This window comes from uncultured Endozoicomonas sp. (assembly GCF_947495845.1).
Lineage (GTDB): Bacteria > Pseudomonadota > Gammaproteobacteria > Pseudomonadales > Endozoicomonadaceae > Endozoicomonas.
This window is the reverse complement of the sequence record NZ_CANMAO010000017.1, coordinates 1-26,457: the sequence shown is the minus strand read 5'-3', so window position 1 is coordinate 26,457 and position 26,457 is coordinate 1. Positions and strand designations below refer to the sequence as shown.

The following is a 26,457-nucleotide window of genomic DNA, read 5'->3' as shown; positions in this document are numbered from 1 at the left end:
CATAGCACACTTAGTATCTCTCAAACCAGTTCCTGCCGATCGGCAAACCACCTATCCCGAGCACTGAATCGTCGGAAGACCCAAATCAAACCAACACCTCGCGCACCCATAAACAGGGTATAAGCCAGCCACAACCCCTGATTCCCCAACCCCTTAAACACAAACCACAAGGGAAGGAATACCAGAACCGTAGCCGCCAGCATCGTGTGCTGCATCATATCGGTTCTGACGGCACCAATAAAGACGCCATCCAGCCAGAAACACCAGACAGCAATCAGCGGCATCACCACCAACCAGGGCAGATAAACCGATGCTTGATCCACCACTTCTGGAATATCGGTCAACAACCCCAGCAAGGCATGACCGCCAACGCCCAGAATAAGGCAGAATAAACCACCGCAGATCAGGGAGCACCAACCCGTCACCCGGATCACTTGCGCAAACAGTTTACGGTCTTTTCTTCCGATGGCTTCACCGGTCAGCGCTTCTGCTGCATGAGCAAAACCATCCAGACCATTAGAAATCAACACCATCAAATTTAATAACAGGGCATTAGCGGCCAGAATGTCATCGCCGAGCCGAGCCCCCTGGGCAGTGAAGAAACTCTGAACAAACAACAGGCATAAGGTGCGCACAAATAAGTGGCGATTCAACAACACCAGCCGGCGTAACCCAACGGCATCCATCAGCATTGCCCATGAAAACTCGCCGCCGGTTTCCTGAAGTGTTCGATTTACAATGTATAACCCACCAGCCAGCGCCAGATAATCCGCAATCACGGTGGCCAACGCAGCGCCCTGTGTCGCCCAGCCAAGCCCGAGTACAAACCAGAGATCCAGAACAATATTGACCACATTGCCCAGCACCAGAATAAACAGCGGACCTTTGGGTTTCTGCATTCCGATCAGCCAACCAATCAACGCATAGTTGATCAACACCGCCGGCGCGGAAAAAATACGGGTGGAGAAATAGATGTCAGCCTGCCGGGCAACCACAGCACTGGCATCAAAAAAAGGCAACACCACTGAAAAGATCGGTGACGAAAAGAGAATCAACAACACCCCAATCGCTGCAGCAAAAGCCACGGATTGCAACAGCCACTTTCGGCAGGCGTCTCGATCACCACGCCCTTTTGCTTGAGCCACCAGGCCGGTCGTCCCCATCCGCAAAAAACCAAATGCCCAGAACACCATGCTGAACAAGGTTGCAGCAATGGCAACACCGCCTAAATATTCCGGTGAAGGCAGGTGACCAAGCACCGCTGAATCCACTAAACCAAGTAGCGGTACTGAAATATTTGAAACGATTGCTGGCCAGGCAAAGTGCCACACTCTGTGCCAGACCGGTAGGGATATTTCCATTTTAAAAACAACGCCAAGTGTCGGGGCACAAAATCTTAATGAGTATCATCAAGTTTTAATACAGGCATGCGTAAAATAAACTTTTTGACCCCTGCTTCCACTTGCTGCTTTTCAGTTCCATATTTAAGCACATTGTCCAGCCAATTCATCATCTCCACACTGCTCTCCTGCTTCTCACCACCAGCAAAGGTTTCACCAACAGCTTCAAGCATAGCCTGACACTTCGCTGCCATTTTATCGGGGTAAGTATCCGCCAATGCATCCAACTCATCCTGAAGCCCTTTATCACAAGAGATACGCTCTTCTTTAACAAATGCCTGCGCATCGGCTAATGTTGCACAATCAATAAACCGAGGATTTTCCAACAAACTACTCACCTCCTGCCAACAATGAAAATGCATATATTCCAGCCCCGATACAAACACTTCTTTCGAATCGAATCGCGTATAAACCGTTTCAAGAAGTTTTAATATTTCGTAGCGTCGACAAAAGGGGAGCGACTCATAGTCTTTGGATACCACTTGATACCATTGCTCACAAATCCCCTTAGAATCGTCTTCATCAAGCACAATATTTTTAGAATCATTAACAATTATGTTTGCTGCTTTAGTTAACCTTTCCTGCATCACAGCAGAGTTAAAATAGCATGAGTATTTACGCTGCCCCAAAACCATCAACTTTGCCAAAAAAACACTTAACCCGTCATGCTCACTGCAATATGATGCCTGCAACATTTCCAGTTCGTTTATTAGCGCATTAAAAGAGTCGGGTGCTGCTCTATAGGATTGAATCGATTCATAGAAAGCAAAAATAAGTTTGCTCAACGCTTCCCGTAATTCAGGCTGCTTTATTTCATTTTCTTGTAGTTCAAGTTTTTTCCAGAGACGCTCAAGATGTTCTTTACCGATAGCCCAACACCCATCGCTATAGATAACCCTTGCATCTTCATCCTCTTCAACAAACGCCTTTAATATTGATAAACAATCTTCAAGCCGTTCTAATTCACATTGGTTCACCCCATTGACACACCTTTCAACCAGAATTTTCAGAACTGGCGAGATCGCATCATCAACTGCTTTCCATTTATTAAACGAGGCCTGCATGTCCCCATTGATAACAACGTTTCTCTGGCAAATATTACAACAGGATTGATTATCAGGAAGCCTGCGACTCACTCTCTCTAAACAATGACTATGAAGAAAATGCCCCGAATGACAATTAGACAGAGACACAACCCGTAAAGATCTTTCACAATGCCATAAACAATATTTCTCTGTTCTGGCATCCTCTGAAAACATCTGGTCACAGATATTGCAGGCTTGCCCTTCAAGTGCCGAATGTTTTGCTCTTGTCGCCACCTCAGGTGCCTGCTGTGGATGCGGTATAGCGGGGGTTGGTGTAGTAGCGTCTAAACCTGGCATAAATCACCCTATATTGACGACATCCTTATCGGCTTCATGTTATTAATATCTGACCAGGACATTACAAGGTAACCCCCAAGTATTAACACCTATCAGATATGTACAAAAATACATTGATCTAAAACACGATGATTAGTTTCATATTGACGTAGAATTTTCGATTATTTTTTCTGGGTGAAGAACCATCCAGACAAACAACCAACAATTAACCAAATGTTATTTTCAGGGTTTCAGATCATGCCAACTCCCCAAACCGGAATAATACCCAGTGCCAATACCGACGCACTATTCATTGTATTTTCTATCAATAATGCTGAAAACCCCAGCTCACAGCGTATCAAGCAATCACTCTCCTCAGTTCCAGAGCTAACCCAAACTCTTAGTGATCGTCACCCTGACGCACATTTAACTTCAACCATCAGCATTGGCAGCAAAGCCTGGGAACAACTGTTCCCCAATAAAAAACCGGCAAACTTACATCCATTTATCGCTCTGGAAGATGGCCATAGAAAAGCCCCCGCAACGGCTGGCGACCTACTCCTGCACATCCGCTCCAACCGAAAAGACCTGAACTTTGAATTAATGCAGCAAGTGATGGCGTTGTTTGACGATACCGTGAAAGTCGAAGAAGAAGTCTATGGCTTCCGCTACCTGGACTGCCGCGACCTTACCGGTTTTGTCGACGGCACTGAAAATCCGGAAGGCGACAACCGTGCAGCCGTGGCGATTGTCGGTGAAGAAGACAGCGATTTTGCTGGCGGCACGTACATTCACACTCAGCGTTATGTGCACGAGCTGAAACAGTGGGCACAGTGTCCGGTTCACCATCAGGAAGCCATTATCGGACGAAGCAAAGAAGAGAACATTGAGTTCAGCTCTGACGACAAATCACCGGATGCCCATATCAAACGGGTCAATTTGAAAGATGCGGATGGCAAAAGCATGGAGATTCTTCGTCACAGCATGCCTTATGGCGATTCAAAAGAAGCGGGATTGTACTTTGTGTCTTACTGCAGAACGCCAGTACATTTTGAGCTGATGCTAGAAGCCATGATTCATGCAGACAGCGATGGTCACTACGATCATCTGATGAAGTTTTCAAACGCCGTTACCGGCTGTGCGTTCTTTGCACCATCCATTGAGTTTCTGGAAAGCGCTTCAAACTAAAGCGCCTTCCTTTAACAAGCCGCGCAAAACTCGTGAATACAAACAACACTGGTTTGCAGATGATCTTCGTGAGAAAAACCTGATACCTTTCTGGGTTTCAAGTCATGATTACCGTCTGCCAGCCAGTGAATACTCACATTAGGAGACAATAAGTATTCACCGACGGTTTCCCTGCCGCCCATGGCATCCCGCTCACCCTGCATCACCAATACAGGCGTATTTATTTCCTGTAAATGGTCAATTCTGGGTTTGTCATGCTTACCTGCGGCATAAAAGGGATACCCCAGACAAACCACACCCTTGATAGGCACCGGGCTTTCTCGCCCCTCATTTTCAGACTGAGCAACCAATAATGTTGCCATTCTTCCGCCCATGGATTTGCCACCAATAAACAACGGCCTGCCCACTTCTTCATACACTGCGTCTAACACCCGTTCCCAACAAGCCAGCAATTTTGGCTGACGATCTGGCGGTCGACGAGAACCGGTTTCCCGACGCTGCTGCATATAATCGAATTCAAAACGGACGACAGTGACTCCTGATTCACAGATCAATTCAGCCATTCGTTCCATAAACTCGCTATCCATTGCCGCACCTGCACCATGGGCCAGTATCAGTACTTCCGCATTATCTGATGCTTTATTCCAGATTAATTCCATATAAGAACCTCAGGCTAGTCGTACATAAATACCACTGGAACCACGATTAAGTACAGACCGAAAAAGCATTAGCGGGCACACCTATATTTCGGTATCATGGCGGCGGAATGTGGGGGCATCCTCTTACAAGATGCTCTGATTCCGATGAGGATAACTGAAGCGTTAAATGACCAAAAAAGAGTCATACACGGCTGAGAAAAAGAAAGTCAGGACTGTTACGACAAGACGTCTGTTTTTATAAGTAGGTTTTATAGAACAAGAGTAAGCAGGAGCTGGTGTTTGCAATTTTCTTTCAGCATGATGTTGGCTGCACCATCATACGAAAAGTAATTCAAAAGACACGGTTCATCTTCCACTTTTTCAAACTGTTTACATGGACGAGAACGGTCGTTCACTGGAACTGCTTCGCAAAACAGATAACGCTACAACACTTCTGCCTTCCAAACAAAGCCCTCAGGCTCAGTTTTTGACCGGATACTGATCTGCGTCAATACAATTCCACTTCGGTTTACCCACAATATTACGAACTCTCATAAGTATAACCCGAAGGTAACATGGAGCATGAGTACTGCAACGTTACAGCCGAGCTATCAAGACACGGCATATAACTACAACGTAGTTCGGCAGTTTGCCATCATGGCCGTGGTCTGGGGTGTTGTTGGTATGGCGGTAGGCCTGCTGATCGCCTCTCAAATGGTCTTTCCTGAACTCAACCTGGGCCTGCCATGGACCAGCTTTGGACGTTTACGACCACTGCATACTAATGCGGTAATTTTTGCGTTTGGTGGTTGCGTATTGTTCGCGACTTCCTACTACATCGTACAGCGCACCTGTCAGGCGACACTGGCTCTGCCCAAACTCGCCGCCTTCACCTTCTGGGGTTGGCAACTGGTGATCGTGCTGGCCGCCATTACATTGCCACTGGGCATGACCTCTTCTAAAGAGTATGCCGAGCTGGAATGGCCCATCGATATTCTGATCGCTGTGGTCTGGGTCAGTTATGCGATCGTGTTCTTTGGCACCATCATGAAGCGTAAGAGCAAGCACATTTATGTGGCTAACTGGTTCTTCGGCGCATTCATTATCACCGTTGCGGTTCTGCACATTGTCAACAGTGCTGCACTGCCAGTGAGCATGACCAAATCCTACTCCGCTTATGCCGGTGCCATGGATGCCATGATTCAGTGGTGGTACGGTCACAACGCGGTCGGCTTCTTCCTGACGGCGGGTTTCCTGGGCATGATGTACTACTTCGTACCGAAGCAGGCAGAACGTCCGGTTTACTCTTACCGTTTGTCCATCGTGCACTTCTGGGCACTGGTGGCCATTTACATTTGGGCTGGCCCTCATCACCTGCATTACACCGCTCTGCCTGATTGGGCTCAGAGTTTGGGCATGGTGATGTCTCTGGTCCTGCTGGCACCTTCCTGGGGCGGGATGATCAACGGCATCATGACGCTTTCCGGCGCGTGGCATAAACTGCGCACCGATCCAATTCTGCGCTTCCTGGTTGTCTCTCTTTCCTTCTACGGTATGTCTACCTTTGAAGGCCCAATGATGGCGATCAAAACCGTTAACGCCCTGTCTCACTACACCGACTGGACCATTGGTCACGTACATTCCGGTGCTTTGGGTTGGGTAGCCATGGTGTCCTTCGGTTCTCTGTATCACCTGATTCCGAAACTGTACGGCAAAGAACAGATGTACAGCGTTAGCCTGATCAACACGCACTTCTGGCTGGCAACCATCGGCACCGTGTTGTACATCGTTGCCATGTGGGTAAACGGTATCATGCAAGGTCTGATGTGGCGTGCAGTGAACGAAGACGGCACCCTGACTTACAGCTTTATTGAGTCTGTTGAAGCCAGCCACTTTGGTTATGTGGTGCGGGCGATTGGCGGTGCGTTCTTTGTGCTGGGTATGCTGTTGATGGCTTATAACGTCTACCGCACAGCCACTGAAACAGAAGACACCTCTGTGAATGAGAATGCTCAGCCGGTTGCAGGGAGCTAATAACAATGATTAAACACGATATTGTTGAAAAGAACCTTGGACTGATGGTGATACTGGTGGTGGTTGCCATCAGTTTCGGCAGTCTGGTGGAAATCGTCCCGCTGTTTTTCCAGGATGAAACCACTCAACCCGTTGAAGGGCTTGAGCCCTACAGTGCACTGGAACTGGAAGGCCGCGACATTTACATCCGCGAAGGCTGTGTTGGCTGTCACTCCCAGATGATTCGCCCACTTCGTGCAGAAGTGGAACGTTACGGTCACTACTCGGTTGCCGGTGAATCTGTGTACGACTTCCCATTCCTCTGGGGTTCCAAGCGCACCGGACCTGATCTGGCTCGTGTGGGTGGTCGTTACTCCGATGATTGGCACCGTGCTCACCTGATCAACCCAAGAGATCTGGTACCACAATCCATTATGCCGGCGTACCCATTCCTGGCAGAAACACCGGTGGATAACAGCCTGACTGCAAAGAAAATGAAAACTCTGCGCATTCTGGGCGTTCCTTACACCGATGCGGATATTGCCGGCGCTAAAGATGCAGTGAAAGGTCATACCGAGCTCGACGCTCTGGTGGCTTATCTGCAAGGTCTCGGAACCAACATTACGAGTAAGCGCTGATGGATATCAATACGATTCGAGGACTGGCGACAGTTGTCGCTCTGATCGCCATGCTATCAGTGATCATCTGGGCATACAGCAGCAAGCGTAAAGGCGACTTTGATGAGGCAGCTTCACTGCCTTTCGCTGACGACACTGAAGTCGCTAATGGCTCAGATAGTAATAGTCCGGTTACGGAACACCGGGAAAATGACAATGTCCATAGCGGGACAAAGAACTCCCCAGAAAGAGGAGTAGCATAACGATGAGTAATTTCTGGCACTGGTGGATTGTTCTACTAACCTCCGCCTGCCTTGTACTGGTCACCTGGGTACTGTTTTCTACCCGTAAAGCCCAGCGCAGGGACATGACTGATGAAACCACAGGTCACGCCTACGACGGCATTGAGGAATACGACAACCCTCTGCCGCACTGGTGGTTTGTGATGTTCGTGGCCACTCTGGTGTTCACTGTGGGCTACCTGATTCTTTATCCGGGCATGGGTAAATGGGCCGGTGTTCTGGGTTGGACTCAGGTCGGCGAACTAAAAACCGATCAGCTGAAACACGAACGCAGATTCGCACCAGAGTTTCAGCGTTACGCGGCAACCCCCATCGAAGAGCTGATTAAAAACCCAAAAGCTCTGAAAATGGGTGAGCGGGTGTTTATCAACAACTGTGCACTTTGCCACGGTATGGATGCAGGCGGTAACTTCGGTTTCCCAAACCTTGCCGACAACGACTGGCTCTATGGCGGCAGCGCTGATGCGATTAAAACCACCATCGCTCAGGGTCGACGAGGGCAAATGCCCGCCTGGGGTGCGGTGATTGGTGACAAAGGCGTTAAGCAGGTTGCCAGTTATGTCCGTGAATTGTCTGGTATTGATTCCGGCGCCAGCCAGGATGATCTGGATGCAGGCAAGAAGGTGTTCAGTACGACGTGTGCCGTTTGTCACAGCGCCGATGGTACTGGCAACTATGCACTGGGTGCGCCAAATCTGACTAATAACGTTTGGTTATACGGCTCCAGTCAGACTCAGGTTGAATACACCATTCGAAAAGGCCGTAACGGCGTAATGCCACCCTGGCATGACATTCTCGGACCAGAGAAAGTTCACCTGGTGACTGCGTACGTTTACAGCCTGACCCATAAGGCTGAGTAATATTGTAGGTCGGTAACCCAAAGGGTTGCCGGCAATGATAATCGAACCCAAGTGTCGGCAATTCTTTCAGAATTACCGACCTACCAATCTATCCTAATCACAAACCCACACCGGTAATTTCGGCGCTATGAACACACAAAATGCCAACCAGGAACCGGAACTGATAGATCTCTACCAGAAGCCCGAAAAAATATACACCCGAAGCTTTTCTGGTCTTTATCGTAATTTACGATTGGCCGGCGGTACTTTCCTGTTTCTACTGTTTTTTGGCACCGCCTGGCTCAACATCAACGGTCAGCAAGCAATTCTCTTTGATCTGCCCGCCCGACAGTTTCATATTTTTGGCACCACCTTCTGGCCCCAGGATTTTATTCTGCTCACCTGGCTGCTGATCATCTGCGCCTTCGGTCTTTTTGCGTTGACGGTTTTTGCCGGTCGAATCTGGTGCGGATACACCTGCCCACAAAGCGTCTTCACCTGGGTATTCATGTGGGCAGAGCGTGTTACCGAAGGTGAACGCAACCGTAGAATGAAGCTCGATAAAGAGCCGATGTCTGCTGACAAGTTTCTGCGAAAAGCCGCTAAACACGCCATCTGGGTTGCCGTTGCATTCACCACCGCGCTTACCTTCGTTGGCTACTTCACACCTATACGGGAACTGGTGGTCGATCTCACCACGGGTGACGTCAACGGCTGGGGTGTTTTCTGGCTGGTCTTCTTCACTGTGGCCACCTACGGCAACGCCGGTTATCTGCGTGAACAAGTGTGCATGCACATGTGCCCTTATGCCCGCTTCCAGAGTGTCATGTTTGACAATGACACCCTCGTTGTCGCCTACGACGAGCGCCGTGGGGAAAGTCGTGGCGCCCGAAAGAAAAGCGTTGACCCGAAAAGCGTAGGCCTTGGCGATTGTGTCGATTGCAGCGTCTGTGTTCAAGTCTGCCCAACGGGTATTGATATTCGTGATGGCCTGCAATACCAATGCATCGGCTGCGCCGCCTGTATCGATGCCTGCGATACCATTATGGATAAGATGGGTTATGACAAAGGACTGATTAGCTACACTACAGAGCACCAACTCGCCGGAGGTAAAACCCACTGGTTGCGTCCACGCTTAATCGGTTACGCCGTTGCTCTGATTGTCATGATCGGGTTGTTCTTCGTAACGCTGAATAATCGGGTTGCACTGGAGCTTGAAGTATTGAGGGACCGAAATGTGCTCTATCGCACACTCAGTGATCAGCGCATTGAAAATATCTACACTCTGAAAATTGCCAATAAAGATCATGTGGCCCATGAAGTGCAGATTCAGGTAGACGGCTTTGATGGTCTAACCATTTCCGGTGAGACATCGCTTATGATCGAACCCAACAGTGTGGCGCAGGAAGTCATTCGCGTGATCGCACCACAGCTTGATGGTGCGCCAATAACCCGTCCTATTGAGTTCAGCATCATTTCAAGCAAGCCTGATCTTGGTGCCATCAAGACAGAAAGCCGGTTTATGATTCCTTCCAGATAATCTGATCAGCCGTGTCGCTCTATGCGCCACGGCCACTTCTCCCACCATTCCATCCCCTTAAACATCTAAACGGATGGTAAAGGTACTGCCATGACCCGGTTCAGATTCCAGATGAATGGAGCCACCCAGGTTATCGACAATGGCAACAGCCAGAGAGAGCCCCAGACCATAGCCTGCAGAAGCATTTCTACTGTCGTCTACTCGATATAATCGTTCAAACACCATGCCCTGATAAGGCTTTTCAATACCAATACCAGTATCTCTGACACTGATCTCAATCCTGTGCTGATCCAGACAAATTGCGCGAACACAGACACTGCCACGATCCGTATACTTAATGGCATTATCAACAAGGTTTAACAGCGCCTGAGTCAGCTTTTCGGGATCAGACTGAATGATGACCGGTTCGGGGACATCGACCTTAAGCTGAATCTGTTTGTCATCCGCAACGTCTTCGTACCATGACACAACTGTACGAACAACGTTCCCAACATCCGTGGGTTTATACATGCCCTGACGTTTACCGGTCAGCTCATCATTCAACTTCATCAATGTAGTGAGCATGGTATTGGCCTGCATGGCATATTCTGCACTGTCAGACAGGGCTTCCCTCATTTGTTGGGGGTTTTGATCGTCCAGCAGAGCCGATTGTGATGAAAGGATAATTCTCGACAACGGCGTTCGTATATCATGTGCAATGGCGTCTACTGTCGTATTAAGAGTAGTGGTGATCTGATGCAGTCGTACCATAGCATCATGGACACTGGCACTGATCACACTCAGCCCACCAGGGACTGGTTTTGGAATAGCTTCTGGGTTCAGATCGCCCTGCTGAATTTTCGATAATGTTTTACCCAGTGAAATCAATGGCGACATGACTCCCCGTATCATTCTCTGGATGAAAACAGTGGTCACAATAACAATCAGCACCATTGCCAGAAGGGTCATCACCCACTTGTTGTAGGCAATGAAATAACGGGCTCGATTATCAAGCACCAGCCAAAAATCACTGTCCACTCCGGGAATCACATAAGTGGTGTAAGGGTTTAGAAGAAACGTTTGCCACCAGGGCTTCTCTCCTATGGTATACAAAGAGAAATCGATATCGGAGGGAACGTTTGGATAACCCGCCAGTAATTCTATTGAATAGGCATTGTTTTGTACGTATTTTTTTGGGCGTTCAAACGCGGCAATGTGATTGCCCAATAAGCGTTCACTGCCAGCCTGAAAGACATGCCGCAATCTGTCAGCAGAATCATACGTCAGTATTCGTTGATACTCCGCTCTCATGTTGGTCATCACTCTTTTTTCCTGCCAGTAAAGATCCAGAAAAAACAGTGAACCAACAATAACCTGCACCACCAGCAAGCAGAGCAGCAGCAACAGGATAAATCGTCTGAGCAATGTGTTGTGTACTTTGCTTAGTGCCCGCTCAACACTACTTCCTGAGGACATAACCAACGCCTCTCAGAGTATGAATCAACGGAAGCTCAAACCCCTTATCCACCTTACCTCGTAAACGACAGACCAGCACATCCACCACATTGGTTTGCGGATCAAACTGATGCCCCCAAACCTGCTCCAGAATGGTCGCCTTGGAAATCACCACTTCCGGATTTTCCATCATTAGTTTGAGCAAAATAAATTCACGCTGATTGAGGTGAATCACGTCACCACTGCGTTCAACGTCATGACTTAATAAATCCAGTGATAAATCCTGATAACTCAGACTCAGACTTTGCACCGCGTTTTGATTCTGACTCTGCCGACGACACAGTGACTGACAACGAGCAAACAACTCTGAAAATGCAAAGGGTTTGACCAGATAATCGTCTGCCCCCGACTGAAGCCCCTGGACCCGTTCCGACACAGAATGCTTGGCACTCAGAATCAATACTGGCGTCAAATGCCCCTGCCCTCTTAACTGTGATAAAACACCAAAGCCGTCCAGTTCTGGCAACATGATATCGAGAACGATCACATCATAGGAGCCGGTGATTGCTTCATGCAGCCCATCCACTCCGTTGGCAGCATGAGTGATCGAACAACCTTCCTGCTGAAAGCCGGTGATAAGAAAGTGAGATATGCGGGCATCATCTTCGATCAAAAGTATTTTCATTGGTATCAGTACATCAATAGCAACCCCTGGCAGAAAGACACTATCACACAATCGTTTAATTCTGCTGAACATTGCAGTTTTGTAATGCTTCTGAAAGCCCTTGGTAATTCGTACTTCGTTAGAGTGGTCGCCGTTGAACAATAAAACCCTGAAGGAGTGAATATGAAAAAGATTAAAATGACCGCTCTGGCCGCCACCCTTGGCTTAATGTCCATCTCTTTTAACGCATCAGCCGCCGATAAAAACCAGACTGTATCCGTGACAGAAATTGCTTCTGCCATTGCGTTTCAGCTGGCTCAAGGTGCTGTGAAGCAGTGCACGGCACAAGGCTATAAAGTGTCTGCAACCGTGGTTGATATGTCGGGTAACGTGCTTGCCCAACTTCGAGAAAATGGCGCAGGCATCCACACTCTGGACAGCTCACGCAAAAAGGCATTTACGGTTGTTAGCATGAAACGCCCTTCCGGAGACCTTATGAAACTGGTGGCCGACAAGCCAATCATGCAACCACTGCAAAACATGGATGAGAATTTGTTATTCCTGACTGGCGGCATTCCAGTAACGTTGAATGACGTTCAGATTGGTGCCATCGGTGTCGGTGGTGCTCCAGGTGGGCATTTAGACGTTGCCTGTGCAGAAGAAGCCATCAAAGCTGTTTTCTAATAACAATCAGATGTCGTAATAATAAAAGGCTGAGATGTCCGTCAGATTCACTCAGCCTTCTAAACATCCTTAAGTAGTTGTGCAAATGGAATCGAATATTTCTGGGTGAGTGGACAGTTACTATGCAAGGCACAACGCCGGGAGCATAGCCATAGCTATGTGACCAGAGTTGTAACGCAGTAGAGTGGCTGGCCACTTGCTCAGAAAATATGATTTCATTTGCTCAACTACTTAGTCATTAGCCGCACATAATTGTTTTATTCTCCATTCATTCAACATCAACGGATGTTTAGCAAAATCCATCAAGTCAGCTATATTAGCTCACGATAACTGACATCAATCACAGACGCTATTCAATGCCTTCGAAGAATAACAAAACAACCACAAGCCCCGAATCCGTATAAAAAACGAGATTAGATTATTCACTTTCTATACTTCTACTTAATTATACGCATCATAAAGCTCACTCAATGCGACAGCCTGACCTTTCAGAGAAGACATCCGTTTAGGATAATAGGCTAACGCTTTTTTGTAATAATGCAGAGCTTCTCCGAAACGTTTCTCTTTCAATAAAAACTCAGCATAAAGCTCATTCGCTGGTTTCACAGTCAATGGAATACCATGTTCATGCACCATGGTGACTTCCAGATTAGCTGCTCGGGATAACTTCAACTCACCGGCGTCAGAACGTTCATTTTGCAAATCTTCAAGCGCCCGGGTTAATAAGCCCATTATTTTTACAGCATCCTGCTCTGGCGGCGATAAATGCTGCAGATCATTATCCATTAACTGGTGATAACGACGATTAGCCTTGGCAATCATACCGTTATTTCCCATCTGCCAGCCAAGGTAAGCCTCCGCCAAAAGGTCAGCACCAGTTGCTGCCGATATCATCCTTTGGTGATCAACCCGCTGCTTAAGAACGAGCTTACTTTCTTTACTACCAACAGGTGCATCAACCAGAAACCCGGCCCGTGCAAACAACAGATAACGTCTAATGGTTGAAGACGGGTTTTTATCAAACTCCCGATACAGCTTGTTCATTTCAGCCAGTGCTTCTTGATAGTTACCCTGTTGTAACAGTCCATAGATCACCCAGCCCTGACCGTGATACTCAAACGTGTCGCTGCCCAACCCTGATTCATAAGCCCTGCGAATAGATGCGCTCCAGGCCATACGATTAATATCAACGACCTCCTGCCACTCACCTCGAGCAATGTAATAATGAGAGGGCATATGCAATGTGTGTATGGCAGCAAACACAATGTCATTGATCGTCTCTGCCGCATCACGGGCTAGATAGGCCTGAACCGGGTTTTCCGCTGCATGAAGAATAAAATGCAATGCTCCAGGGTGGTCAGGGTTTTCATCGAGCACTTCATCAAACAGCGTAATCGCTTTCAGATTGGTTTTATAATCACGAACTCCGTGGCGGGTTCCAAGAATACTGTAGCCGTATAAAACCTTCACTTCATGATTCAATGGAAAACGCTGATATAAGCCCTCCATTTTGTTTCTGAATTGCCAGGCAGACGATCCTTTTTCAAAAGGTTTCAGTGTCTCATCTTTGGAAACCAATACTTTTGCTGCACCGATCAGCCCTTTTTCCAAATCAGTAAGCAGGGATAAATCTGCATTTTCCTCCAGTCGTTTCAAGGCGGATTGCCCCTGTTCATCATTACGGCTGTACCAGACCAACATCCGGCTGGCGATAATCTCCCCCCAATAAGCCATGGCAAACCCGGGATCCAATTTCTGTGCAGCTCTTAGTGACCAGGTGGCTTCTGAAAATTCATAAGCATGGAGTAGTTTAAGCCCCGTCAGAAAATGCTGACGAGCTGACTCATTTTCAGTAGACACCTCAAGGGAAAGTTCTCCAAGCCCCCGGCCATTCTGCCAAGGCGGAAAAGCTTCTACATCGTCATGGTAGTGTGCTGGAAAGGCAGTCCGGACAAAAAGCATCAGCCCCATAGATAAATAAAGCATCCGTAACACTGTCATTATGAAATTCCTTTTCATGATGAGAGTCAGACAGTTTGCATGGTCAACATCGAATCAACAGCTAGATAGCGGTCAACCAAAAATGATCAATGCAGGTTATATATATTATGAGTCTAACGATTATCCACTATCTAGTTCCAGTCTTTCCTTTGTTCGACTGTTGTAGCTTATCTAAAAAAGGCTCTATAAGTCCTTCCAAGGGCACCAGTTTATATTCATCCAATTTTTTATTTTTGAGATCAGCCCTGCTCATTTCATCAAAAAGGAAAACTCTCAGTGCTTGCACAACTTGCTCTTTTTCAAGTCCATTCTTTCGTGCAATAACGTTGATTCTGCTATCAAATCCGCCAGGAGCATCCCGGCTGAGCAAACGGCTAAGTTTATAGTCTGACAACCCAGCGCAACTTGCATCGGATGGAATGCCGCTGATAGAATCCGTACTTTCTACGCTGGAGCTACTGTTGAAATCGAAAGGTTGGGCTGACTGATTTTCAGCGCCCTCAGTAACGCTTTGCATCATCTGCCCCATCCAGTTATCCAGATGACCTTGTGATGAGCCAAATGCTGTGTAAGACGTTGCAGGCATACATTGTGCAACACTGCGTTCCCGATATTCACCAGCCTTCATAGGCAGCATCAGAATGGTCATATCATCTCTTGATCTATCACTATTTCCACTAACCCGATAGCCATAGTGCATAGCATCCAGAGCACTGGCGGCAGCATCACCTCTATGACTGCGATTACTTTCAGCACTCTCTTTGGCTAATGTACGTGGATTAATAATGTCTGAGAAACCGTCACTGCATTGAACCAACAGGTATTCTTTACCGGGCTGTAAATCGTATTTAATGATAGTCGGGAGGCAGGACATTCCTGTGCTTCGGAAATCTCCGATGGATCTGGCCATGTTTATCCCTCCACCAGCCACACGATCTTCTCCGGAAATTTTGCCGCCTCGTTTATAAATTGACTTCAAATGTAAGTCGCTTACTTCCTTTTCAATGCCTGGTTTACTGCTTGTATCAAACTTGGCATCAATACTCAGCGGGACATATTCATTATTTTCTGCGTCGACAAGCAGCGCCTGACTGTCACCAATATTGGCCACATAAAGATGACCGCCAATTCGTATAGCAATGTTTGCTGTTGTGCCAGAATGACCTTGCTTAAGAAAGTAATCATGCTGCAAACGCCATATCGCAACATCAATGGCAGTATAGACATCATGATCGCAAAGTTGCTGACGATCACTGGTCAGCAGCTCAAGCGCTTCAGCCAGATAGTCTGCAAGATTATCCTGAACAAACTGGGAACATTGTGAACTACCATGGCCGTCCAGAATGGCCGTGAAAGACACCTGCGGGTAATACTTGCCTGCGAGCCACAAGCTTCGTAAATCAGCAACATAGCGATCTTCATTACCTCTTCCTGAGAGGTGAGCCTGCCCTGTTGCAGTTGCCACTCCAACTGCAGGGTGCTTTTGGGGGCTTACTTTCTCTACTGTCCCGTTCGGAGCAGTCGCTGAACTTGTTCTAAGCCTGGAAACAAACTCGTTGGAGCCTTCAAACTTCATGGAATCCAAATTCAATTTGTTACCATCACAATGGAACAGGTAGGTTGCCGGTTCAAATGGATCACGCGTATCCTGCCCAGCTTTCTGTCTTTTAGCCAGAGCCAAATTCTTTTTATTCTTGCCAGGTAACGCATCTTCAGTCCTTATCCGATAATCACAACCGAGACGTTTTTTCTCATCGTCAGTCCCACACCAGTCCCGAATAAATACCCTGGCAATATCCTCTTTACTAATACAGCTGTGCTTGAAGCGCCCCTTTTCAACAATGCCGCGTTCAGCGAAGGTGATCTTTTTTTTCTGAGCCGGCTGGAAGGCATTTTCAGCAATAACAACCTGCCGGGATGTTGAAGGTAAATTAGAAAAAGATAGCCTCATCTTGATATCCTTATCCTAGGTTAGAGTGATTAAGATTTTACTCCCTACCCTATTATTGAGCGTTCGTACCAAAAAAAGTTCCTACTTTCTTAGCAATTTGTTCAAAACCCATTATTTTACAATCAGTTATAAAATACAGTTTGAGACTAAAACACTGATTTCGCTTACCAATTCTTGTGGAAATAAAAGCGAACAATCTATATTCTACGTGCTTATACTCACTGACCGGTGTTTATAAGAATCCAACCACCGGCCACTCCCACAGGACGGGATATACCCGGAGCTCCTGCCTTCCGGATCACGCAAAGACAATAAACACTCAGGAAGCTGTTTCGTGACTGATCTCAAAGAACCCTTCACCCCCTGGTACCGAGAACCCTGGGCCTGGTACATCGTTGGTATTTTACTGGTCACTTTTGTCTGGGGCAGCTTTCAGGTTTACACCGCCTTTACCCATAAAGACAGTGTTGTGATTGATGATTATTACAAAAACGGTAAATCCATTAATCAGGACATGACACGGATTCACAACGCCTCCGATTTACACATCGAAGGCATTCTCACCATTGATGATTTGATCGGTGAGGTTCGAGTCAAGCTGACCGGTGACACTGAACAATGGCCTGGACAGTTAAGCATGAGCTTTCTTTCTCCGGTTTTTAAAGACAAAGATAAGCGGATTCTGCTTAACCGTTCTTTTGGTGCGGGCTCTGATACTGGAACACATGTTTATGTTGGTCAACTGAAAGCGTTGGTGTCTGGTCGTTATTACCTGCAACTGGAAACACTTGATGAGCTGATCCCGGAAGTCGGCTATGAAACCGGTTGGAAAATCACTCAAGAAGCACGGGTGACTCCGGGCACACCCTTAGCTTTGAAAAATCCGGAAATCTGATGAGCAAAACCCAATGCTTTCATTGCTCACTGCCGGCACCCGAGCCGGTGGTGTTTTTTGCAGAAGTTGAAGGCAAGCAGCAACCCATGTGCTGCCCCGGCTGCAAAGCCGTTACCGAGGCAATTATTGCTGGCGGGCTGGAAAACTACTACCAACACCGCACCGAGAGCGCCAACCCAATTGCCGACTTAAGTCAGCGCATACTGGAAGAGCTCCGAATTTATGATCGCCCGGAAATCCAGAAAGACTTTGTCCAGCCTGCAGATAATACTAAAAGCGACGATAGTCGTTTGGTTGCCAATCTGCTGATTGAGGGCATTACCTGCGCCGCCTGTGTATGGCTACTGGAAAACCACCTGCAATCCTTGGATGGTGTTGAACGAGTGATTGTAAATCTCAGTACCCATGAAGCTCAGGTCACATGGCACAGCGACCAAATTCCCCTGAGCGATATCCTTCTGGCTATCCATCGAATCGGTTACAAAGCATATCCATGGCGTGCCGATCACCAAGAAGCCATGCTGAAGCAGGAAAACCGTACCTTTATACGACGACTGGCGGTAGCAGGCCTTGGGGCCATGCAGGTGATGATGTACGCCATCGCGCTATATTCTGGTGCCATCAGCAATGATATGCCGGAAATGTATCGCAACCTGCTTCGGGTGGTCAGCGCAATGGTTGCTACACCTGTCGTGTTTTATGCGGCAGCACCTTTCTTTAAAACGGCGTGGCGCAATATTAAAACCCGCCATCTGGGCATGGACGTACCGGTCTCCATTGCCATTGGTGGTGCTTACCTTGCCAGCCTGTGGGCGACATTCTTTGCCAATGGCGAGGTGTATTACGACTCCGTCTCCATGTTTACCTTCTTTCTGCTCACCGGGCGCTACCTGGAACTGCGGGCACGCCATGCAACCGCGAGAGCTGCAAGAGCACTGACCAACCTGATGCCGCCCAGCTGTCTGAAAGAGATCGACGGTGAGTTTGTGCGGGTACCGGTTTCCGAGCTACAACCAAACGACAAAGTAAGAATACTGCCCGGCGATGCGATTCCGGCGGATGGTATTCTATTGAGCGGCTCCACCAGCGTGAATGAATCCATGCTTACTGGTGAATATCTGCCCATTGAAAAACAAACTGGCGACACGTTGCTGTGCAGTAGCCTGAATGTGGATCACCCGGTAGAGATTCAGGTCACCAAAATTGGCGATGAAACCCGTGTTGCCAGCATCATCAAACTGTTACAAAGAGCGCAGCAGGATAAACCTGCTATCGCTAAACTGGCGGATAAAGTGGCCGGATGGTTTGTTGCTGCTGTTCTGCTGGTTGCCATCTGCGTTTACTGGGGCTGGAGTGGCGTTGCACCGGAAGATGCCTTCTGGATCACGCTCTCGGTGCTTGTGGTCACCTGTCCTTGCGCTCTTTCTCTGGCTACACCGGCAGCACTCACGGCAGCTACCGGTTATCTCCACAAACTGGGCTTGCTGGTCACTCGCGGGCATGTTCTGGAAGGTCTGCATACTATTGATCATGTCATCTTTGATAAAACCGGCACCCTGACAAAAGGTGAGCTCTCACTGACTCAGGTGATTCCTATTGAAGACTGCACCCAGTCTCTGGATCAACTGACAGCCATGGCTGCCGCACTGGAAGCCCATTCAGAACACCCCATTGCCAGGGCTTTCTCCATAACCAGCCAGACTTTTACCGCCAGCGAAGTAAAGAATCATTTAGGCATGGGGATTGAAGGAACGATCAATCAACAGCAATTACGTATTGGTCGCCCTGATTTTGCGTTTCCGCAATCAACACTGAAAACTCCGGAATCCGACGGCAAATGGCTGCTGCTGGCAGACGACAACAAACCACTATGTTGGTTCCGAATTACCGATAGCCTTCGCCCGGAAGCTGCCGCCACTGTGAAACGACTGCAGAAAATGGGTAAGACTGTCATCCTGCTCAGTGGCGACACCGAAAGCATTGTCGCCAACACTGCTGAATCTCTGGGTATTAACCAGTGGCAGGCTGAAAGCAGCCCTGATGATAAGCTGTCGTATATTCAGAACCTTCAGTCCAAAAGCCACAAAGTGCTGATGGTTGGCGATGGCATCAACGATGTTCCCGTTCTGGCCGGTGCCGACATTTCAATGGCGATGGGTAACTCATCGGATCTTGCCCGCACCAGCGCTGATGCGGTGTTGATCTCCGGCAACCTGGAGCGATTGGCTGATGCTTTTAACCTGACCACCAAAACCCGTAGAATTATCGGTCAGAACCTTGCCTGGGCACTGGGTTATAATCTGGCGGCGTTGCCGCTTGCCGCTGCGGGTATGATTGCTCCCTGGATGGCGGCAACCGGTATGGCGCTCAGTTCTCTGATCGTCGTTGCCAACGCCCTGCGTCTGAGCCGTTCTGCGAAACCAACGCATTCATCAGGCAATCAGCACGCTGACACTTTCACCAAGGAGGCTGTCGTCTAATTATGGAAAGCCTGATTATTTTAATCCCCATCGCACTGGTATTGATTGCGCTAGCGGTCAAAATATTTTTCTGGGCTGTAGATGATGGTCAGTTTGATGATCTTGAAGGGCCTGCTCACAGCATTCTTTTTGATGAGCCTCAAAGAAAGTCATCATCAAACAGTGATACAACAAACACCTCTGATAATAACCAATAAGTAGTTGATACCGAGCTATCACCATGACTATCAATGAAGCGCCCACTCTGCTTTCAGCCCTTGTTTTGGGTTTGTTAGGCAGCGCCCACTGCATTGGCATGTGTGGCGGTATTACTTCCGCTCTCAGCTTATCCCTGTCTGGGCGATCGAAAGCACAGATTTTCTGGCTGATGCTGACTTACCACTTGGGTCGTGTCACCAGTTATGCTTTTGCCGGTCTATTGCTGGCCAGTGTTGGCTGGTATCTGGGCGGCATCAGCCCCGAAGTTAAAATGGCGCTTCGTTACTTTGCCGCCATCATGTTGATTACCATGGGGCTCTATCTCACCGGTTGGTGGAGAGGGCTGACCTATCTCGAGCGCGCCGGCAGTAAGCTGTGGCAGTATATTCAACCCAAAGCCAAAGCTCTGCTCCCCATTAAAAATACGCCAAACGCCTTTGCCATTGGTTTGCTCTGGGGTTGGTTACCCTGTGGATTGGTGTACAGCACACTGGCCTGGAGTGCTACTCAGGGCGATCCTGTTCAAGGCGCTCTTTTGATGGCAGCATTTGGCTTTGGAACGATTCCCTCTGTCTTCTTATTGGGTGCATTTTCACGACAGTTTGTGGATATCATTCAAGCTAGCCTCACTCGTAATCTCGCCGGAATCACCATCATTCTTTTTGGGCTTTGGTCAATGCCCGGCCCTCATCAGAAATGGGTCATGGCCACACTTCATCACTTGACCATGTAATCTCGATTATTCACTCTCAACTGTATATAATGCGCCTCCTTTGACTTACTCCTGATTAAATTTTCAACACCCGTTATACGAATACAACCCGATCACAATTCGGTTCATACTTATTGACACGAATCAAAGAACACTGAGCCACAGCCCTTTAAAATAACACCCAACATTATGCCCGTTTGCCCACGATAGAGACGCGAGACGCCTTTACTATCCAGAACTCTGACGGCACCCATGACCCAATAAATGTAGATTGAGACTGATGATGAATAGCACTCCTATCTGGGATCAGAACCTGATTCAACGATACAACGGGTCAGGCCCCCGTTACACTTCCTATCCCACAGCCGTGCAGTTCGACAGTCAGTTCGATATCCAGAAATATGAGAACAATGCCCGCTACAGTGCTGAACAAATTAAACCACTGTCGCTTTATTTCCATATCCCGTTCTGCTCCCATATTTGCTATTACTGCGCCTGTAATAAAATTGTCACTAAGCACCGTGATCGCGCTGACGTATATCTGGATTACCTGTACAAAGAAATTGAAATGCAGGCTGCACTCTACAGCCCTGAACAACGAGTAGAACAACTGCACTTTGGTGGCGGCACACCGACTTTCCTGAGCGAAAAACAGATTACCGACTTGATGAACCACATCAGAAAGCACTTTAATTTAATGGACAGTGAGTTCGCCGATTACTCCATTGAGCTGGATCCAAGAGAAGTGGACTGGTCAATGATGGGAACGTTACGAGATCAAGGTTTCAACCGCATCAGCATGGGTGTTCAGGACCTTGATCCGAAGGTTCAGGCAGCCGTTAATCGTGTGCAGCCAGAAAGCATGATTCAATCCATTCTGGATGCCTCTCGGGTGATGGCTTTCCAGTCCGTTCATATGGATTTGATTTACGGCCTGCCATTTCAGAACACCGATAGCTTTATGAACACCATTGATCGGGTTATCGACATGGCACCGGATCGTCTGTCTTTGTTCAACTATGCCCATTTACCACACCGTTTCAAACCACAGCGACGCATCAATGATGCGGATCTGCCAGCCCCGGAAATGAAACTGGAGATTCTCCAGAAATCCACAGAAAGGTTACTCGAACAAGGCTATGTCTATATCGGCATGGATCACTTCGCCCTGCCGGATGATGACCTTGCCATTGCCCAGGAAGACGGGACTCTTCACAGAAACTTTCAGGGTTACACCACCCACAGTCATTGTGACTTGGTCGGTATGGGTATTTCGTCTATCAGTCAGGTAGGCGACACTTACATTCAAAATTCCACAGAAGAAGCGCAATACTACGGCGCGCTGGATAAAAACCAGTTACCCACTGTTCGTGGCCTGCAAATGACGGATGATGATAAAATTCGTCAGGCGGTGATTACCCAGCTTATTTGCCAGTTTGAGCTTGAGTTCGACAAGATTGAAAAACAGTTTGGCATCAACTTTAGAGACTATTTCCATCAGGAGCTGGAAAGGCTAGAGCCCATGTTGAACGATGGACTGCTGAGCCTCTTCAATGACAACAAACTTAAAGTGTCGCCAAGTGGCAAACTGCTGATTCGTAATATTTGTATGCAGTTTGACTATTATCTGAACCAACCCGAAATGAAAGAAAAGCCGCTTTATTCAAAAGTCATATGACGTATAAGTACCCAACCATATAAAATCATATTTTCTGACTCATTGATCAGACCCTCTTACTGCGTTGCAACTCTGGTCACATAGCTCGCTATGCTCCCGCCGTTGCGCCTTGCAGAGAACCTGATCAACAAGCCAGAAATATTCGATTCCATATGGCCGGGTACTTAGAAGGGTCGGAAATACATCTGACCCTCTTCCCACCTACACAACACCTACACAACACCTGCCCAACAGCTCCTACTGAAGATCACCTATCGGCATAAATACTCACATTGATTTAATCAAAACATCAGTGCAAAATCCCCTTCCAGCCGTAAGATGATCTATATCAAGTTTTTATGGTCGAATATTGTTCAATAAAGTAATGGGGTGAACCCCAAATGACTGTTAATTTATAAGTATTTGCCAGATTGTCTCAGTGATAACATTTTCCTTACAATAGTGTTAAATCTTGCAAATACGACTTTGAGGCCTCTCAATGACGTCAAAGCCCAGCGTCCGACAGCCCAGCCATGTTGCCTGCAGAGACTGCAGTCTAAGTTCGCTGTGCCTGCCACTGGCACTCAGCATCAAGGATATTGACCAGCTTGATCACATCATCAAGCGTGGGCGTCCATTGAAAAAAGGCGAGCACCTGTTCCTTGAAGGTGATCCTTTTGACAGCCTCTACGCCGTTCGTTCCGGCGCTATCAAAACCTACACCGCCACAAACGAAGGTGAAGAACAGATCACCGGCTTCTACCTGCCCAGCGAAGTACTTGGTTTGAGCGGTATGGACACTGATGCCTACCCGGTATCAGCACAGGCCATGGAAACCACCATGATCTGTGAGATTCCTTTCGAGCAACTGGAAACACTCTCTGATCAGTTCCCTGAACTTCGTCGTCACATGATGCGCCTTATGAGTAAACGCATCCGTGAAGACCAGCAGATGATGATGCTGCTCTCCAAGAAAAACGCCGATGAACGTATTGCGACTTTCCTGATCAATCTGGCCAGCCGTTTCCGACGCCGTGGTTTTTCATCACAGTCGTTCCGCCTGTCCATGTCCCGCAACGAAATGGGTAATTACCTTGGACTGGCTGTAGAAACGGTGAGTCGTGTATTCACCCGATTCCAAAAAAGTGGAATGATTTCTGCGGTGGGCAAAGAGATTGAAATCCACAACCCGGTTGAGCTTTGCTCTCTGGCCGGTGGCAAGAACATCGATGTAAATCAGATCGCCACCGGCGCCTGACTTTATTCTCGCAAGAAGCTACCATGGTAGCTTCTTATCATTTCATTCCGCCCAAAAAAAGACATGCATACGAACGAAACCTCCGACGTTCAGGACTCTTTATCCGCTGATGGCTCCTTACCCGTTCAGGACTATCTTCAGTCACAGATCAGAACCATTCCGAACTGGCCCCATGAAGGCATCCTGTTCAGAGACATCACCACTCTGTTTGAAAACCCTGAAGCTTGGCGTAAGACCGTAGACGTTCTGGTAAAACGCTATGAGCAGAAAGAATTTGATCGTATCGGCGCTCTGGATGCCCGTGGCTTTCTTATGGGTTCTACGCTGTCTTACCTGATGAATAAGCCACTGATTCTTTTCCGCAAGAAAGGAAAGCTGCCAGGAATCACCTTAAGCGTTGAATACGATTTGGAGTACGGAAAGGCGACACTGGAGATGCATGACGACTCAGTTAAGGCCGGTGAAAAGGTCCTTCTGGTTGATGACCTGATCGCCACCGGTGGAACGCTGTTAGCGGCGGATGAACTGCTGAGAAAGGCAGGAGCAAGCACGCTGGAAGCGGCCGCCATTATCAACCTACCTGATTTGAAAGGTGCAGACAGATTGAATCAGGCGGGCATTGCCACCTATTCATTGTGTCAGTTTGAAGGTGAATAAACCTCACTTGAATTGACGTTTATTCCAGGTAAAGAAAAGGGGCTTCAAAGCCCCTTTTTTTGTTTCTTAGCGAATCAGATTAATCTGATAAAGTGCAAAACCGTTGTCGTCCATTCCAACCTTCTTCACATCGTATGCTGATTTAGCCTGAATAAACTGGCTAGCCTTCTCTGATGGAGAGGTTTCAAAGGTGACATTCAATTTCTTGTCAGACTTGATGGGAGCCAGACGCCAGTTATTATCCGCACTCGGAATAACCTGACCCTTTTCCTTGGTCTGAGCCGAAATGTAGTTAGACAAAATCGTACGATTTTCATCGGGAGAAGCAAACACAATATAATCTTCACCGGTACCTGCGAAGTTACCACCGCCATAGGCACGATAATTATTAGTTGCAATAATAAACGGCTGATCATCTTTCACCGGTTTCCCTTGATAGCTCAGGCCGATTATTCGATGAGTGTCGTTAGCCAGCTCACCTTTCTCGTTATAGCGGGCAGGCTTGGAAACATCGATCTGATACTCAACGCCGTCAATAACGTCGAAGTTATAGGTGCGGAACGTATCCCAGTTCAACAGAGACTGGTGCTCAGTGCTGTTCACATCAATCTGGTTGAATTGACCAGCTGCACGCTCCAGCCACGCCTTCACCTCTTTACCAGTGACTTTCAGTGCCACCAGTGTATTCGGGTACAGGTACAAATCCGCGGCATTACTAAACGTCAGAGTACCGGATTCCACTTCGGTGTAGCCGGATGGGTCATCTCTACGACCACCTGCTTTGAAAGGCGCAGCCGCTGAAAGCACAGGAACACCTTCCAGATCCGGATCACCCTGAATGAAACGCTCCACGTAATCGATCTGGGCATTATTGACGATCTGAACCGTTGGATCGTCCTGAACCAGTGCCAGGAAGCTGTACATCACATCGGACGCTTTACCAATTGGCTGATTGACAAAATCCTGAGTGCCTTCATGCTCAGCTTTTATACTGGCAACCAGCTCAGCATCCGCTTCAACCGTTGGCTTGCCGGAAGCACGGTCGAAAATTGGACGCACAGAGGCTTTACCGGAAACCACTTCCCAATCACCACTCGCGTCATCCAACGTCAGATCAACCATTCCCAGATGACTGCCCCAGCGGCCTGGCATAACGGAAGGTACGCCATTGATGGTGCCTTTTTCCAGATCAACGCCCGGAATTTTTTCAAAGCCTTTGCCCGGGAACACAGCGTGAGCATGACCAAACATGATGGCGTTAATGCCTTCCACTTCCGACAGGAAGTACACCGAGTTTTCAGCCATTGCCTTATAAGGCTCAGAGCTCAGGCCAGAATGAGGAATGGCAATGACGACATCTGCCCCCTTCTTCTTCATTTCCGGTACGTATTTTTTGGCGGCTTCAAGAATATCCTCAGCAATCACCTTACCTTCGAGATTTTTCTTATCCCACTGCATCACCTGAGGCGGTACAAAGCCAATGTAGCCTACCTGAATGGTTTGCATTTTACCGTCGGAGTCTTTGAACGACTGATCTTTGATAATGTATGGCTGGAAGATAGGCTTGCCGGTTTTGGCATCGACAACGTTGGAGCAGATATAAGGGAAGTTAGCGTCATTGACGGCTTCGTTAAGGAAGTAGAGGCCATAGTTGAATTCATGATTCCCTATGTTGCCAACATCATAATCCAGCAGATTCATTGCCTTGTAAACCGGATGAACATCCTTGGGGTTCAAGCCTTTGGCTGCCATATAGTCACCCATAGGGGAACCCTGAATCAGGTCGCCATTATCCACCAGCACACTGTTGGTCACCTCATCACGAGCCTGGTTAACCAGCGTCGCTACCCGAACCAGACCATGCTTGGCGGTAGGTTTGCCTTTGTAATAGTCAGCAATTCCCGCTGAAGTGATTCCAGTCAACAGCACCAAGGCTTCTAGCCAGTTTTACTTATTCCGGAATCGCAA

At 47.9% G+C, this 26,457-nt stretch carries 22 protein-coding genes; 14 read left to right on the top strand and 8 right to left on the bottom strand.

Going from position 1 to position 26,457, the window contains the following annotated elements; genetic code table 11:
- Positions 1 to 20: 20 nt before the first annotated feature.
- The gene (locus tag Q1B11_RS12390) at positions 21 to 1,361 is read right to left on the bottom strand and encodes an MATE family efflux transporter (RefSeq protein ID WP_299733024.1); all 1,341 of its coding nucleotides are present in this window, start codon (positions 1,359 to 1,361) and stop codon (positions 21 to 23) included.
- A 35-nt stretch (positions 1,362 to 1,396) separates the two neighbouring features.
- Positions 1,397 to 2,782, bottom strand: a complete 1,386-nt coding sequence (locus tag Q1B11_RS12385; protein WP_299733021.1) for a hypothetical protein — start codon at positions 2,780 to 2,782, stop codon at positions 1,397 to 1,399.
- Positions 2,783 to 3,019: 237 nt separating this feature from the next.
- On the opposite strand from Q1B11_RS12385, the gene Q1B11_RS12380 reads away from it, so the two are divergent.
- Positions 3,020 to 3,949, top strand: a complete 930-nt coding sequence (locus tag Q1B11_RS12380; protein WP_299733018.1) for a Dyp-type peroxidase — start codon at positions 3,020 to 3,022, stop codon at positions 3,947 to 3,949.
- Between the two features lie 11 nt (positions 3,950 to 3,960).
- Here Q1B11_RS12380 and Q1B11_RS12375 read toward each other — a convergent pair whose 3' ends face one another.
- Entirely contained in the window at positions 3,961 to 4,608 is a 648-nt protein-coding gene (locus tag Q1B11_RS12375; RefSeq protein ID WP_299733015.1) for an alpha/beta family hydrolase, read from the bottom strand.
- Between the two features lie 561 nt (positions 4,609 to 5,169).
- Here Q1B11_RS12375 and ccoN point away from each other — a divergent pair.
- The 5 genes from ccoN to ccoG all read left to right on the top strand — a co-directional run bounded on the left by ccoN (position 5,170) and on the right by ccoG (position 9,898).
- Entirely contained in the window at positions 5,170 to 6,621 is a 1,452-nt protein-coding gene (ccoN, locus tag Q1B11_RS12370) for a cytochrome-c oxidase, cbb3-type subunit I (RefSeq protein ID WP_299733012.1), read from the top strand.
- 8 nt (positions 6,622 to 6,629) lie between these two features.
- Entirely contained in the window at positions 6,630 to 7,238 is a 609-nt protein-coding gene (gene ccoO / locus Q1B11_RS12365) for a cytochrome-c oxidase, cbb3-type subunit II (protein WP_299733166.1), read from the top strand.
- The gene (locus Q1B11_RS12360) at positions 7,238 to 7,480 is read left to right on the top strand and encodes a cbb3-type cytochrome c oxidase subunit 3 (protein WP_299733009.1); all 243 of its coding nucleotides are present in this window, start codon (positions 7,238 to 7,240) and stop codon (positions 7,478 to 7,480) included. The genes ccoO and Q1B11_RS12360 overlap by 1 nt, the downstream gene beginning before the upstream one ends.
- Before the next feature lie 2 nt (positions 7,481 to 7,482).
- Positions 7,483 to 8,379 (top strand): cytochrome-c oxidase, cbb3-type subunit III, encoded by an 897-nt coding sequence (gene ccoP, locus Q1B11_RS12355; protein ID WP_299733006.1) that lies wholly within the window; start codon positions 7,483 to 7,485, stop codon positions 8,377 to 8,379.
- Positions 8,380 to 8,506: 127 nt separating this feature from the next.
- Entirely contained in the window at positions 8,507 to 9,898 is a 1,392-nt protein-coding gene (gene ccoG / locus Q1B11_RS12350; RefSeq protein WP_299733003.1) for a cytochrome c oxidase accessory protein CcoG, read from the top strand.
- Between the two features lie 57 nt (positions 9,899 to 9,955).
- On the opposite strand, the gene Q1B11_RS12345 is transcribed toward ccoG, so the two are convergent.
- Both Q1B11_RS12345 and Q1B11_RS12340 read right to left on the bottom strand, forming a co-directional pair.
- Positions 9,956 to 11,353, bottom strand: coding sequence for a HAMP domain-containing sensor histidine kinase (locus Q1B11_RS12345; RefSeq protein ID WP_299733000.1), 1,398 nt, complete (start codon positions 11,351 to 11,353; stop codon positions 9,956 to 9,958).
- Positions 11,337 to 12,089, bottom strand: coding sequence for a response regulator transcription factor (locus Q1B11_RS12340; protein WP_299732997.1), 753 nt, complete (start codon positions 12,087 to 12,089; stop codon positions 11,337 to 11,339). The genes Q1B11_RS12345 and Q1B11_RS12340 overlap by 17 nt, the downstream gene beginning before the upstream one ends.
- Before the next feature lie 90 nt (positions 12,090 to 12,179).
- Here Q1B11_RS12340 and Q1B11_RS12335 point away from each other — a divergent pair, with 90 nt between their 5' ends.
- Entirely contained in the window at positions 12,180 to 12,680 is a 501-nt protein-coding gene (locus Q1B11_RS12335; protein ID WP_299732994.1) for a heme-binding protein, read from the top strand.
- 441 nt (positions 12,681 to 13,121) lie between these two features.
- On the opposite strand, the gene Q1B11_RS12330 is transcribed toward Q1B11_RS12335, so the two are convergent.
- The gene (locus tag Q1B11_RS12330) at positions 13,122 to 14,681 is read right to left on the bottom strand and encodes a hypothetical protein (RefSeq protein WP_299732992.1); all 1,560 of its coding nucleotides are present in this window, start codon (positions 14,679 to 14,681) and stop codon (positions 13,122 to 13,124) included.
- Positions 14,682 to 14,808: 127 nt separating this feature from the next.
- Positions 14,809 to 16,632 (bottom strand): PP2C family protein-serine/threonine phosphatase, encoded by a 1,824-nt coding sequence (locus Q1B11_RS12325; protein WP_299732989.1) that lies wholly within the window; start codon positions 16,630 to 16,632, stop codon positions 14,809 to 14,811.
- Between the two features lie 334 nt (positions 16,633 to 16,966).
- On the opposite strand from Q1B11_RS12325, the gene Q1B11_RS12320 reads away from it, so the two are divergent.
- From Q1B11_RS12320 to Q1B11_RS12290, 7 genes are all read left to right on the top strand, one after another.
- Positions 16,967 to 17,527, top strand: coding sequence for a FixH family protein (locus Q1B11_RS12320; RefSeq protein ID WP_299732986.1), 561 nt, complete (start codon positions 16,967 to 16,969; stop codon positions 17,525 to 17,527).
- Entirely contained in the window at positions 17,527 to 20,007 is a 2,481-nt protein-coding gene (locus Q1B11_RS12315) for a heavy metal translocating P-type ATPase (protein ID WP_299732983.1), read from the top strand. Before Q1B11_RS12320 ends, Q1B11_RS12315 begins: the two co-directional genes overlap by 1 nt.
- 2 nt (positions 20,008 to 20,009) lie before the next feature.
- Positions 20,010 to 20,204: a cbb3-type cytochrome oxidase assembly protein CcoS gene (gene ccoS / locus Q1B11_RS12310; RefSeq protein WP_299732980.1), complete on the top strand. Its 195-nt coding sequence runs from the start codon at positions 20,010 to 20,012 to the stop codon at positions 20,202 to 20,204.
- A 23-nt stretch (positions 20,205 to 20,227) separates the two neighbouring features.
- Positions 20,228 to 20,938, top strand: coding sequence for a sulfite exporter TauE/SafE family protein (locus Q1B11_RS12305; RefSeq protein WP_299732977.1), 711 nt, complete (start codon positions 20,228 to 20,230; stop codon positions 20,936 to 20,938).
- 259 nt (positions 20,939 to 21,197) lie between these two features.
- Positions 21,198 to 22,595: an oxygen-independent coproporphyrinogen III oxidase gene (gene hemN, locus Q1B11_RS12300; RefSeq protein WP_299732974.1), complete on the top strand. Its 1,398-nt coding sequence runs from the start codon at positions 21,198 to 21,200 to the stop codon at positions 22,593 to 22,595.
- A 478-nt stretch (positions 22,596 to 23,073) separates the two neighbouring features.
- Positions 23,074 to 23,832, top strand: coding sequence for a fumarate/nitrate reduction transcriptional regulator Fnr (gene fnr, locus Q1B11_RS12295; protein WP_299732971.1), 759 nt, complete (start codon positions 23,074 to 23,076; stop codon positions 23,830 to 23,832).
- A gap of 63 nt (positions 23,833 to 23,895) precedes the next feature.
- On the top strand, positions 23,896 to 24,489 hold the full coding sequence (locus Q1B11_RS12290; RefSeq protein WP_299732967.1) for an adenine phosphoribosyltransferase: 594 nt from the start codon (positions 23,896 to 23,898) through the stop codon (positions 24,487 to 24,489).
- Positions 24,490 to 24,555: 66 nt separating this feature from the next.
- Here the strand turns inward: Q1B11_RS12290 and Q1B11_RS12285 are convergent, their stop codons facing one another.
- Positions 24,556 to 26,418, bottom strand: a complete 1,863-nt coding sequence (locus tag Q1B11_RS12285; RefSeq protein ID WP_299732964.1) for a bifunctional 2',3'-cyclic-nucleotide 2'-phosphodiesterase/3'-nucleotidase — start codon at positions 26,416 to 26,418, stop codon at positions 24,556 to 24,558.
- Positions 26,419 to 26,457: the final 39 nt, after the last annotated feature.